The organism is Streptomyces sp. NPDC058619, assembly GCF_042717785.1.
Taxonomy (GTDB): Bacteria; Actinomycetota; Actinomycetes; order Streptomycetales; family Streptomycetaceae; genus Streptomyces.
Genome location: NZ_JBHXQN010000023.1, coordinates 1 through 12,206 on the forward strand (window position 1 = coordinate 1; position 12,206 = coordinate 12,206).

General features: G+C 72.9%; 14 protein-coding genes. 12 read left to right on the forward strand and 2 right to left on the reverse strand.

The features are described 5' to 3' along the window. Window positions 1–109: 109 nt before the first annotated feature. Window positions 110–835: an MBL fold metallo-hydrolase gene (locus ACFWTC_RS22320; protein WP_383915271.1), complete on the reverse strand. Its 726-nt coding sequence runs from the start codon at window positions 833–835 to the stop codon at window positions 110–112. A 159-nt stretch (window positions 836–994) separates the two neighbouring features. Here ACFWTC_RS22320 and hrcA point away from each other — a divergent pair, with 159 nt between their 5' ends. The 6 genes from hrcA to ACFWTC_RS22350 all read left to right on the forward strand — a co-directional run bounded on the left by hrcA (window position 995) and on the right by ACFWTC_RS22350 (window position 6,523). Continuing rightward, window positions 995–2,011: a heat-inducible transcriptional repressor HrcA gene (hrcA, locus tag ACFWTC_RS22325; protein WP_383915410.1), complete on the forward strand. Its 1,017-nt coding sequence runs from the start codon at window positions 995–997 to the stop codon at window positions 2,009–2,011. Further along, a complete protein-coding gene (gene dnaJ / locus ACFWTC_RS22330) occupies window positions 2,012–3,151 on the forward strand; it encodes a molecular chaperone DnaJ (RefSeq protein WP_383915272.1) in 1,140 nt (379 codons plus the stop codon). A 144-nt stretch (window positions 3,152–3,295) separates the two neighbouring features. Next, window positions 3,296–4,387, forward strand: coding sequence for a nitronate monooxygenase (locus ACFWTC_RS22335; protein WP_383915273.1), 1,092 nt, complete (start codon window positions 3,296–3,298; stop codon window positions 4,385–4,387). After that, entirely contained in the window at window positions 4,384–5,127 is a 744-nt protein-coding gene (locus tag ACFWTC_RS22340; RefSeq protein ID WP_384028072.1) for a 16S rRNA (uracil(1498)-N(3))-methyltransferase, read from the forward strand. The genes ACFWTC_RS22335 and ACFWTC_RS22340 overlap by 4 nt, the downstream gene beginning before the upstream one ends. A gap of 124 nt (window positions 5,128–5,251) precedes the next feature. After that, a complete protein-coding gene (locus tag ACFWTC_RS22345) occupies window positions 5,252–5,611 on the forward strand; it encodes a histidine triad nucleotide-binding protein (RefSeq protein WP_383915275.1) in 360 nt (119 codons plus the stop codon). Between the two features lie 3 nt (window positions 5,612–5,614). Further along, window positions 5,615–6,523, forward strand: coding sequence for a ribonuclease Z (locus ACFWTC_RS22350; protein WP_383915276.1), 909 nt, complete (start codon window positions 5,615–5,617; stop codon window positions 6,521–6,523). Window positions 6,524–6,611: 88 nt separating this feature from the next. Here ACFWTC_RS22350 and ACFWTC_RS22355 read toward each other — a convergent pair whose 3' ends face one another. Beyond that, entirely contained in the window at window positions 6,612–7,007 is a 396-nt protein-coding gene (locus ACFWTC_RS22355; RefSeq protein ID WP_384028071.1) for a hypothetical protein, read from the reverse strand. 221 nt (window positions 7,008–7,228) lie between these two features. Between ACFWTC_RS22355 and ACFWTC_RS22360 the strand changes: the two genes are divergently transcribed. The 6 genes from ACFWTC_RS22360 (at window position 7,229) to ACFWTC_RS22385 (ending at window position 12,205) form a co-directional block, all read left to right on the forward strand. Next, a complete protein-coding gene (locus ACFWTC_RS22360) occupies window positions 7,229–8,326 on the forward strand; it encodes a PfkB family carbohydrate kinase (protein WP_384028070.1) in 1,098 nt (365 codons plus the stop codon). Window positions 8,327–8,555: 229 nt separating this feature from the next. After that, complete coding sequence (locus tag ACFWTC_RS22365) at window positions 8,556–9,596, forward strand: PhoH family protein (protein WP_383915278.1); 1,041 nt, start codon at window positions 8,556–8,558, stop codon at window positions 9,594–9,596. Between the two features lie 13 nt (window positions 9,597–9,609). Further along, complete coding sequence (ybeY, locus tag ACFWTC_RS22370; RefSeq protein ID WP_383915279.1) at window positions 9,610–10,107, forward strand: rRNA maturation RNase YbeY; 498 nt, start codon at window positions 9,610–9,612, stop codon at window positions 10,105–10,107. Continuing rightward, window positions 10,104–11,408: a hemolysin family protein gene (locus tag ACFWTC_RS22375; RefSeq protein WP_383915280.1), complete on the forward strand. Its 1,305-nt coding sequence runs from the start codon at window positions 10,104–10,106 to the stop codon at window positions 11,406–11,408. Before ybeY ends, ACFWTC_RS22375 begins: the two co-directional genes overlap by 4 nt. Further along, window positions 11,405–11,767 carry an MmcQ/YjbR family DNA-binding protein gene (locus tag ACFWTC_RS22380; RefSeq protein WP_383915281.1) on the forward strand — a complete coding sequence of 121 codons (363 nt, stop codon included), beginning with the start codon at window positions 11,405–11,407 and terminating at the stop codon, window positions 11,765–11,767. The genes ACFWTC_RS22375 and ACFWTC_RS22380 overlap by 4 nt, the downstream gene beginning before the upstream one ends. 84 nt (window positions 11,768–11,851) lie before the next feature. Beyond that, entirely contained in the window at window positions 11,852–12,205 is a 354-nt protein-coding gene (locus tag ACFWTC_RS22385) for a cytidine deaminase (protein ID WP_383915282.1), read from the forward strand. Window position 12,206 lies beyond the last annotated feature (1 nt).

Below are 12,206 nucleotides of genomic sequence, written 5' to 3' on the forward strand. Positions count from 1 at the left end.
TGCTGTCGCGAGGGTGTCCAGGTCCGTCTTCACACACTGACATTGGACGCCCTCGTCCTATGTCCGCAGGCCATCCCTTGGACTCACTCATCTAGGAGAGGCGCGGCGATCACGCCTCCGACACGCCGAAACGCGCGGCCAGTGTGGCGCGTTGCGCACGGACGAAGGCCGCGTCGACCACCGCTCCGTGACCCGGCACGTACAGGGCGTCGTCGCCGCCCAGGGCCAGCAGCCGGTCCAGGGCGTCCGGCCAGCGCGCCGGCACCGCGTCGCCGCCCGCCTGCGGCTCGCCCGACTCCTCGACCAGGTCCCCGCAGAAGACCGCCTCCCGCTCGCCCGGGACGAACACCGCCAGGTCGTGCCCCGTGTGCCCCGGCCCCACGTTGGCCAGCAGCACCCGCACCCCGCCCAGCTCCAGCGTCCACTCCCCCGACACCGGGTGCCGGGGGAGCACCAGCAGCTCGACGGCCTCCGCCGCCTCCGGCCCGGCCAGCCCGTGCCGCACCGCGGACCGCCGCAGCGACTCCCGCCGGGCGTCCAGGACGGAGTCCAGCCCGACCGCGGCGTACACCTCGGCCCCGGAGAAGGCGGCCGCGCCCAGCACGTGATCGAAATGCCCGTGCGTGAATGCGATATGGGTCACGCGGCGACCCGTCAGCCGCTCGGCCTCGGCACGGATCTCCGCGCCCTCACGCACGCACGAGCCGGGGTCCACCAGGAGCACCGAATCGTCTCCCACCACCAGTCCCACGGTGCAGTCCCACACCGGAAGACGCCGCCGCCCGGCCCGTCCGGTCAGCCGTTCCCAGCCCGCCTCTTCCCATCGCACGTCCATGCCGCGACGCTACCCTGACGGGCCGCCCTTGCCAGGGCCTCACTACCCGGCCGTACACTGAGCGGGGGATCGCTGGCACTCGAACGACCAGAGTGCCAACGGAGAGCCGGCAACATGCCGGCGGAACACGGCGACGGACCACAGCTGGAGGTGTGCGCGATGCTCAGTGAACGCAGGCTCGAAGTGCTGCGCGCCATCGTCCAGGACTACGTCGGGACCGAGGAGCCGGTCGGCTCCAAGGCGCTGACCGAGCGGCACCGGCTCGGCGTCTCACCGGCCACCGTGCGCAACGACATGGCCGTCCTGGAGGACGAGGGCTACATCGCCCAGCCGCACACCAGCGCCGGCCGCATCCCCACCGACAAGGGCTACCGCCTCTTCGTCGACAAGCTGGCGGGGGTCAAACCCCTGTCGACGCCCGAGCGGCGGGCCATCCAGAACTTCCTCGACGGCGCGGTGGACCTCGACGACGTCGTCGGCCGCACGGTGCGGCTGCTCGCGCAGCTCACCCGGCAGGTCGCCGTCGTCCAGTACCCCTCACTGACGCGTTCCACCGTGCGCCACGTCGAGCTGCTGTCGCTGGCCCCGGCCCGGCTGATGCTCGTACTGATCACGGACACCGGGCGCGTCGAGCAGCGGCTCATCGACTGCCAGACCCCCTTCGGGGAGGTCTCGCTCGCGGACCTGCGGGCCCGGCTCAACAGCCGGGTCGTCGGCCGCCGCTTCACCGACGTGCCCCCGCTCGTCCAGGACCTCCCCGAGTCCTTCGAGGCCGACGACCGCGCCACGGTGTCCACCGTGCTCGCGACGCTCCTCGAAACCCTGGTTGAGGAAGCCGAGGAACGGTTGATGATTGGCGGTACCGCCAATCTCACCCGCTTCGGACACGATTTTCCCCTGACGATCAGGCCGGTGCTCGAAGCGCTGGAGGAGCAGGTCGTGCTCCTCAAGCTGCTGGGCGAGGCCAGTGAGTCGGGAATGGCCGTACGGATCGGGCATGAGAACGCCTACGAGGGGCTGAACTCCACGTCGGTGGTCTCGGTCGGTTACGGTTCGGGCGGCGAATCCGTCGCCAAACTCGGCGTGGTCGGACCGACCCGCATGGATTACCCCGGAACGATGGGAGCGGTACGCGCAGTGGCACGTTACGTCGGACAGATCCTGGCGGAGTCGTAAGTGGCCACGGACTACTACGCCGTTCTCGGCGTGCGCCGCGACGCCTCCCAGGACGAGATCAAGAAGGCATTCCGGCGGCTTGCGCGCGAGCTGCACCCGGATGTGAACCCCGATCCCAAGACGCAAGAGCGTTTCAAGGAGATCAACGCGGCGTACGAGGTGCTCTCGGACCCGCAGAAGAAGCAGGTCTACGACCTCGGCGGTGACCCGCTGTCCTCCTCGGGCGGCGGCGGCGGCGCGGGCGGATTCGGAGCGGGCGGCTTCGGCAACTTCTCCGACATCATGGACGCCTTCTTCGGCCAGGCCTCGCAGCGCGGACCGCGCTCGCGGACCCGCCGAGGCCAGGACGCCATGATCCGCCTGGACCTGGAACTGGACGAGGCGGCCTTCGGGACCACCAAGGACATCCAGGTCGACACGGCCGTCGTGTGCACCACCTGCTCCGGCGAGGGCGCCGCCCCCGGCACCTCGGCGCAGACATGTGACATGTGCCGCGGCCGCGGTGAGGTCTCGCAGGTCACCCGGTCGTTCCTGGGCCAGGTCATGACCTCGCGCCCCTGCCCGCAGTGTCAGGGCTTCGGCACCGTCGTCCCGACCCCGTGCCCCGAGTGCGCGGGCGACGGCCGGGTCCGGTCCCGCCGCAGCCTCACGGTCAAGATCCCGGCCGGCGTCGAGAACGGCACCCGGATCCAGCTCGCGGGCGAGGGCGAGGTCGGCCCCGGCGGCGGTCCCGCCGGCGACCTGTACGTGGAGATCCACGAGCTGCCGCACTCGACGTTCCAGCGCCGCGGGGACGACCTGCACTGCACGGTCACCATCCCGATGACGGCGGCCTCCCTGGGCACCAAGTGCCCGCTGGAGACGCTGGACGGCCTGGAGGAGATCGACATCCGGCCCGGCACCCAGTCCGGCCAGGCGATCCCGCTGCACGGGCGCGGCGTCACGCACCTGCGCGGCGGCGGGCGCGGTGACCTCATCGTGCACGTCGAGGTCACCACCCCGAACAAGCTGGACGCCCAGCAGGAGGAGCTGCTGCGCCAGCTGGCGAAGCTGCGCGGCGAGGAGCGGCCCACGGGCCAGTTCGCGCCGGGCCAGCAGGGCCTGTTCAGCCGCCTGAAGGACGCCTTCAACGGCCGCTGAGCGGCCCGCGGGAACGCGTACGAGCCCGGCCGGGGGACACCCCCGGCCGGGCTCGCCGCACCGGGCCCGGCGGGCCGGATGCGGACTATGCCCGGCGAATGCCGTGATTCGGTGCGATGAGCGGGACATGGCACGATGCAGTCCATGTCCAGCGCACCGAACGGTCTCTCTCCGTACCCGATCGTGCAGGCTCCCATGGCGGGCGGCGCCTCGTGTCCGCCGCTCGCCGCAGCCGTGTGCGAGGCGGGCGGACTGGGCTTCCTGGCCGGCGGGTACAAGACCGCCGACGGCATGTACCAGGAGATCAAGCAGGTGCGCGCCCTCACCCGGCGCCCGTTCGGCGTCAACCTCTTCCTGCCGCAGACCGGCTACGTGGACCCGGCTGCCGTCGAGGCGTACCGCGGACAGCTGGCCGGCGAGGCGAACTGGTACGGGATCTCCCTCGCCGCCGACGACATCATGGGCACCTCCGACGACGGCTACGACGCCAAGCTCGCGATCCTCCTGGAGGACCCGGTCCCCGTCGTCTCCTTCACCTTCGGCCGCCCCTCCGGCGCGGCGCTCACCGCGCTGCGCGAGGCCGGTACGTACACCGTCGTCACCGTGACCTCCGTCGAGGAGGCCCGCGGCGCGCAGGAGGTGGGCGCCGACGCGGTGTGCGTCCAGGGCGTGGAGGCCGGCGGCCACCAGGGCACCCACCGCGACGACCCGCAGGCCGACGGCACCGCGGCCGTCGGGCTGCTCGCGCTGGTGGCGCAGGTACGGGAAGCGGTGGCCCTCCCGATCATCGCGTCGGGCGGTCTGATGCGGGGCTCCCAGGTCGCGGCGCTGCTCGCGGCGGGCGCCGAGGCGGCCCAGCTCGGGACGGCCTTCCTCGCGTGCCCCGAGTCGGGGGCGCACCCGCTGCACAAGAAGGCGCTGACGGACCCGCTCTTCGTACGGACCGAACTGACCCGCGCCTTCTCCGGGCGGCCGGCGAGGGGGCTGGTCAACCGCTTCATGCGCGAGCACGGGCCGTACGCCCCGGCCGCGTACCCGCAGGTCCACCACCTGACCTCGGGGCTGCGCAAGGCGGCCGCCGCGGCGGGCGACCCGCAGGGCATGGCGCTGTGGGCCGGGCAGGGGCACAGGCTGGCACGGACGCTGCCCGCCGGGGAGCTGGTGGAGGTGCTGGCGGCCGAACTGGCCGAGGCGCAGCGCACGTTGAAGGCAATGCAGATGAGGAGTGTGTCATGACCGCCCCGGTGTTCGTGGTCGAAGAGGTGCCCGCGGGAGCGGAGTTCGTCCTGGACGGCCCGGAGGGCCGGCACGCGGTGTCCGTGAAGCGGCTGAACCCGGGCGAGGCGGTGGTCCTCGCGGACGGCCGCGGCCGCTGGGCGGAGGGCGTGGTCAAGGCCGCGGAGGGCAAGGACCGGCTCGTCGTGTCGGTCTCCGGGGTCTTCGAGGAGGCCGAGCCGGCCGTACGGATCACCGTGGTCCAGGCGCTCCCCAAGGGGGACCGGGGCGAGCTGGCCGTAGAGACGATGACCGAGACCGGCGTCGACGCGATCGTGCCGTGGCAGGCCTCGCGCTGCATCACCCAGTGGCGCGGCGACCGCGGCGCCAAGTCCCTGGCCAAGTGGCGGGCCACGGCCCGGGAGGCGGGCAAGCAGTCCCGCCGGGTCCGCTTCCCGGAGGTGGCGGAGGCCCTGTCCACCAAGCAGGTCGCGGCGCTGCTGGCCGGCGCCGACCTGGCGATGGTTCTGCACGAGGACCGCGACACCCCCTCGCAGGCCCTGGCCTCGGCGGCCCTGCCCGCGGCGGGTTCGGTCGTGCTGGTGGTCGGCCCGGAGGGCGGGGTCTCTCCGGACGAGCTCGCGGCGTTCGCGGCCGCCGGCGCCCACCCGTACCGGCTGGGCCGCTCGGTCCTGCGCACGTCCACGGCGGGCACCGCCGCGACGGCGGTCCTGCTGGCGCGGACGGGGCGCTGGTCCTGACCCGGCCCGGCCTGACCCGGCGGGCCGCCGGTGCCGGGCGGGCGCGGGTAACCGGGCGCCCGGCGTGACCGGTGCCGGGCTGGATACGATGCCCGGACCGATCACCGTCACGGGAGGCGCACCAATGGCCGGGGAACCGCAGGCCGACTGCCTGTTCTGCAAGATCGTCACTGGGGACATCCCGGCGACCGTCGTCCGGGAGACCGAGACGACCATCGCCTTCCGGGACATCACCCCGAAGGCGCCCACGCACGTGCTCGTCATCCCCAAGGTCCACTACCCCGACGCCGCGTCCCTCGCCGCCGCCGAGCCGGGCGTAGCCGCCGACGTGCTGCGCGAGGCGGGTCAGGTGGCCGCGGACGAGAAGGTCGACGGCCAGGGCTACCGGATCGTCTTCAACACCGGCGCGGGCGCCGGCCAGACCGTCTTCCACGCGCACGCGCACGTCCTCGGCGGACGCGGCCTCGAGTGGCCCCCGGGATAGACGGTGTCCGTCAGAGAGTTCGTGGTCCTGGGCACCGCCAGCCAGGTGCCCACCCGCCACCGCAACCACAACGGCTACCTGCTGCGCTGGGACGGCGAGGGCATCCTCTTCGACCCGGGCGAGGGCACCCAGCGCCAGATGCTGCGCGCCGGGGTCGCCGCGCACGACATCAACCGGATCTGCGTCACGCACTTCCACGGCGACCACAGCCTCGGGCTGGCCGGCGTCATCCAGCGCATCAACCTGGACCGGGTCCCGCACCCCGTCACCGCGCACTACCCGGCCTCGGGGCAGAAGTTCTTCGACCGGCTGCGGTACGCGACGGCGTACCGGGAGACGGTGGCGCTGCGCGAGGAGCCGGTGGCCCGGGGCGGGGTCCTGGCGCGGGAGGCCTCGTACACGCTGGAGGCGCGGCTGCTCTCGCACCCGGTGGAGTCCTTCGGGTACCGGCTGACCGAGCCGGACGGCCGGCGGATGGTGCCGCAACTGCTGGCGCGGCACGGGATCAAGGGGCCGGACGTGGGCCGGCTCCAGCGGGACGGGAGTCTCGGTGGCGTCACCCTGGACGAGGTCAGCGAGGCCCGGCCCGGGCAGCGGTTCGCCTTCGTCATGGACACCCGCCTGTGCGACGGCGTCACGGAGCTCGCCGAGGGCTGCGACATGCTGGTGATCGAGTCGACCTTCCTCGACGAGGACGAGCAACTGGCCGTCGACCACGGTCATCTGACCGCAGGGCAGGCCGCCACCGTGGCGCGCGGGGCGGGCGTCCGGCACCTGGTGCTGACGCACTTCTCGCAGCGGTACCCGGACCCGTCGGAGTTCGAACGGCAGGCCCGGGCCGCGGGGTTCGAGGGGGAGCTGACGGTGGCGGCGGACCTGGCCCGCGTGCCGGTCCCGAGGCGGGCGCCCTGAGCCCACCCCGGCGCACGCACCCCCGCCGCCACCGGGGCGCGGGTCGTGCCCCGCGCCCCGGTGCCGGCGGCGGGGGTCCGCGGGCCGTCTAGACGCGGGCTCCCGCGCGGTCGCGGGCCCCCGCGCGGTCGCGCGAGCGGCGCGCCGCGGGCGCGCGCAGCAGCACGCGGTGGGGGAGCCGGCGGAGCCGGATCTCCGCGACCTCCAGTTCCGCGGCGCCCACCCGCGGCACCGCACCCGACGGAGCGCCCGCGCCGGCCGCCAGGACCGCCGCCGGGGCCCCGCCGCGGCGGCGGACCGAACCGGCGGTCAGCCGGAGGCCGCCCGCGTGCAGGGCCACGGCGGTCATCGGCCCGGCCACGGCTGGCAGCAGCCCGCCCAGGACCAGCCCCATGCCCGGGAAGCCCGCGCCCTCGGCCGGCAGGCTCCCGGTGACGGGCCCGCAGGCCACACCGAGCGAGGGCGCGGAGGCGCGGTGAAGCACGGTTGTTCCAGGAGGTGCGCGGGAGGTGCCGCAGAGTGAGCGGGGCCCCTGTCTATCAAGGGGCCGGAGTTGGAGAAGAGCGCTCTCGTGGTGATCTGCGCCACACTGGGTTTGCTGCCGTCCGGCGCGGGCAGGGCTGGCAGCTTTCCACTGAAGGCCCGTGTGCAGAAACGACCCCTCCAGCGCAACGACGACCCTTCCAGAACAACGGGGAGTACACCGTGACCAGTCGGGACAGCTTCGACAGCCTCTCAGCCGCCGTGGATCCGCTCGGCCCGGTACGCGACCCCGAGGAACCCGGCTGCGACGTCTTCCTGACCGGAACCGTCTTCCTCGACATCATCTTCACCGGCCTCGACTCGGCGCCGGTGCGCGGCACGGAGTCCTGGGCGCGCGGCATGGGCTCCAGCCCCGGCGGCGTCGCCAACATGGCGACCGCGCTGGCCCGGCTCGGCCTGCGCACCTCGCTGGCCGCGGCGTTCGGGGACGACCACTACGGCGAATACTGCTGGGACGCGCTCGAACAGGGCGAGGCCATCGACCTGTCGATGTCGCGGACCGTACCCGGCTGGCACAGCCCGGTCACGGTCTCGATGGCCTACGAAGGCGAGCGGACGATGGTCTCGCACGGCCACGAGGCTCCGCCGCCGGCCGGCCCCGGCCCCTTCCCCCAGTGTCCGCCGAGGGCCCGCGCGGCCGTGGCCTCGCTGGGACCGGGTCGCGGCGAGGAGTGGATCGGCGAGGCCGCGCGGCGCGGCTCGCGGGTCTTCGCGGACGTCGGCTGGGACGAGAGCGGCCGCTGGGACCTGGGGGCACTGGCCGACCTGGAGCAGTGCGAGGCCTTCCTCCCGAACGCGGGCGAGGCGATGCGCTACACCCGGACCGACTGCCCGCGGGCGGCCGCCCGGGCGCTGGCCGCGAAGGTGCCGATCGCGGTGGTGACGATGGGCGCGGAGGGCTCGTACGCCGTGGACGGGCGCACCGGGGAGACGGCCCAGGTCCCGGGGATCGCGGTCGAGGCGCTGGACCCCACGGGCGCGGGGGACGTGTACGTGGCGGGCTTCGTCACCGGGACCCTGGCGGGCTGGCCGCTGGCGGACCGGCTGGCCTTCGCCGGGCTGACGGCGGCGCTGTCGGTCCAGGAGTTCGGCGGCTCCCTGTCGGCCCCCGGCTGGCCGGAGGTCGCCCACTGGTGGCGCGCCGCGCCGCAGGAGCTGCGCGGCCGGTACGCGTTCCTGGACGAGCTGATGCCGCCGGGAACGACCCCGGCGGCGCGGCGGCGCGCGGTGCCGACGATCGGCTTCCGCCACTCGGCGTAGGCACGCCGGGGCGGAGCCGCGGACCGGCGGGTCGTGCTCCCGGAGGCCCCCGGGCGCCCCGGACCCGCGGCTCCGGCGCCGGGGCCGCGGGTCCGGGGCGGTCCCGGTGGCCGGGCCGGGCGTAAAACCCCTCGGGGAAGGCGCGCCGGAGACGTAGGCTTGGTAGTCCGAGGCCGTCGATCGGCGCGGCCCCCCAGCGGGAGGTATGTGCAGGCCACAGTGCCGGCCCATGACTCAGACACCGACATCCCACACCCCGGCGCCGGGCCAGGCGCGCGCCCACTTCACCGTTCCCGCGACGCACCCGATGGTCACGGTGCTCGGTTCGGGCGACGCCCTGCTGCGCGTGATCGAGAGGGCCTTCCCGAAGGCCGACATCCATGTGCGGGGCAACCAGGTCAGCGCGATCGGTGACGCGGCGGAAGTCGCCCTGATCCAGCGCCTGTTCGACGAGATGATGCTGGTGCTCCGCACCGGGCAGCCGATGACGGAGGACGCAGTGGAACGCTCGATCGGCATGCTCAAGGCGAGCACCAACGGCAAGGGCGGCTCGGAGGAGACGCCCGCCGAGGTCCTCACCCAGAACATCCTCTCCAGCCGCGGCCGCACCATCCGTCCCAAGACCCTCAACCAGAAGCGGTACGTCGACGCGATCGACAAGAACACGATCGTCTTCGGCATCGGCCCCGCCGGTACCGGAAAGACCTACCTCGCGATGGCCAAGGCCGTGCAGGCGCTCCAGTCCAAGCAGGTCAGCCGGATCATCCTGACCCGGCCCGCCGTCGAGGCGGGGGAGCGGCTCGGCTTCCTGCCGGGCACCCTCTTCGACAAGATCGACCCGTACCTGCGCCCGCTCTACGACGCGCTGCACGACATGATCGACCCGGACTCGATCCCGCGCCTGATGGCCGCGGGCACGATCGAAGTGGCGCCCCTGGCATACATGAGGGGTCGCACTCTCAATGAGGCGTTCGTCGTCCTCGACGAGGCGCAGAACACCACCACCGAGCAGATGAAGATGTTCCTGACCCGCCTCGGGTTCGACTCGAAGATCGTCGTCACCGGTGACGTGACGCAGGTCGACCTCCCCGGAGGGGCCAAGAGCGGGCTGCGGCAGGTGCAGGACATCCTGGAGGGCGTGCCCGACATCCACTTCTCGAGGCTCACCTCCGAGGATGTCGTCCGGCACAAGCTGGTCGGCCGTATCGTCGACGCGTACGAGAAGTACGACGAGACCCGGCCGGCCCCGGACGGCCATCAGCGGAAGTAGAACCCAGCGCACCATGTCGATCGACGTCAACAACGAGTCCGGAACCGAGGTCGACGAGCTGGCGATCCTCGACATCGCCCGCTACGCACTCACCCGGATGCGGATCCACCCGCTCTCCGAGCTCTCCGTCATCGTGATCGACGAGGGGGCGATGGAGCAGCTCCACATCCAGTGGATGGACCTGCCCGGACCCACCGACGTCATGTCCTTCCCGATGGACGAGCTCCGTCCGCCGACGAAGGACGACGAGGAGCCCCCGCAGGGCCTCCTCGGCGACATCGTGCTCTGCCCCGAGGTTGCAAAGCAGCAGGGCGAGGACGCCCCGACGCAGCACTCCATGGACGAGGAGCTCCAGCTCCTGACCGTCCACGGAGTGCTGCACCTGCTCGGCTACGACCACGAGGAGCCGGACGAGAAGGCCGAGATGTTCGGTCTCCAGGCGGCCATCGTCGACGGCTGGCGCGGTGAGCGCGGAATGACCGGTCCGTCCCCGGCCCCGACCGTCTCGTGAACGCCACCCAGCTGATCACCGGTGCCGTCCTCCTGGTGGTCGTCGCCTGGTTCGCGGCGTGCGCCGAGTCCGGGATCGCCCGGATCTCCAGTTTCCGCGCCGACCAGGCCGTACGCGAGGGCCGGCGCGGCAGCGCGAAGCTCGCCCAGGTCTCCGCCGACCCCACCCGCTACGTCAACGTGGCGCTGCTGGTCCGCGTCACCTGCGAGATGGCGGCGGGCGTGCTCGTCACGTACGTCTGCCTCGACGAGTTCGGCGAGAACTGGACCGCGCTGCTGGTGGCCATCGCCGTGATGGTGCTGGTCTCCTACGTCGCCGTCGGCGTCTCGCCCCGTACGATCGGCCGCCAGCACCCGCTGAACACCGCGACGGCGGCGGCGTACGTGCTCGTGCCGCTCGCGCGGATCATGGGCCCGATCCCGCAGCTGCTGATCCTCATCGGCAACGCGCTCACGCCCGGGAAGGGCTTCCGCAAGGGGCCGTTCGCCTCCGAGGCCGAGCTGCGCGCGATGGTGGACCTGGCGGAGAAGGAATCGCTGATCGAGGACGACGAGCGCCGGATGGTGCACCAGGTCTTCGAGCTCGGCGACACCCTCGTGCGCGAGGTGATGGTGCCGCGCACCGACCTGATCTGCATCGAGCGGTACAAGACGATCCGTCAGGCGACCACGCTCGCGCTGCGGTCGGGCTTCTCGCGCATCCCGGTCACCGGGGAGAACGAGGACGACATCGTCGGGATCGTCTACCTGAAGGACCTCGTCCGCAAGACGCACGTCAGCCGGGAGGCGGAGTCCGACCTCGTCTCGACCGTGATGCGGCCCGCCCTCTTCGTGCCCGACACCAAGAACGCGGGCGACCTGCTCCGAGAGATGCAGTCGGTGCGCAACCACGTGGCCGTCGTCATCGACGAGTACGGCGGTACCGCCGGCATCGTCACCATCGAGGACATCCTGGAGGAGATCGTCGGCGAGATCACCGACGAGTACGACCGGGAGATCCCGCCGGTCGAGGACCTGGGCGAGGACAGCTACCGGGTCACGGCGCGCCTGGACATCACCGACCTCGGCGAGCTGTTCAAGGTGGAGGCCTTCGACGACGAGGACGTGGAGACCGTCGGCGGGCTGCTCGCCAAAGCGCTCGGACGGGTGCCGATCGCGGGCGCCTCGGCGCTGGTGGAGCTTCCGGACGGCCGTCCGCTGCGCCTGACGGCCGAGTCCCCGGCCGGCCGCCGGAACAAGATCGTGACGGTGCTGGTCCAACCGGCCCCCCCGGCGGCGGCCGAGGGCGGGGAGGGCGAATGACCCCGGAACGGCTGCGTGCCTTCTGCCTCGGTTTCAACGCGGCGGTGGAGGAGTTCCCCTTCACCCCGGAGACCTCGGTGTTCAAGGTGCTGGGCAAGGTGTTCGCGCTCTCCGCACTGGACGGGGAACCGCTGAAGATCAACCTCAAGTGCGAGCCCGAGCTCGCGGTGCGGCTGCGCGAGGAGCACGAGGCGATCGTGCCCGGCTACCACATGAACAAGCGGCACTGGAACACGGTGACGGTGGGCGGGCCGGACGGGCTGCCGGACGCGCTGGTGCGGGAGCTGATCGAGGACTCGTACGACCTCGTGGTGGCGGGCCTGCCGAAGGCGGAGCGGCTGCGGCTCGACCGCCCCTGATTTGGTCGCGGGGCGGCGCCGCGGCGGGGCCGGGGCGTGGCCCCGCCCGGGCGCTTGGTCCGCGGGCTCCCTATGCTTCCGCCCATGACCGACAGCACCGGGATCGACCCCGAGGACAGCAAGATCATCACGCTGGCGCGCAGCGCCCGGGCCCGCAACGGCGTGCCCGAGGGGGCCGCGGTGCGCGACGAGACGGGCCGCACCTACGTCGCCGGGACGGTGGAGCTCGACTCCCTGAAGCTCAGCGCCCTGCAGACCGCCGTCGCGATGGCCGTGGCCAGCGGGGCGCAGTCCCTGGAGGCCGCCGCCGTGGTGAGTGCGGCCGAAGCCCCCGCCGAGGCCGACCGCGCGGCCGTCCGCGACCTGGGCGGACCGGACACCCCGGTCCTCCTGGCGGGCCCGGACGGCACCCTGAAGTCCACCACCCCGGCCGGCTGAC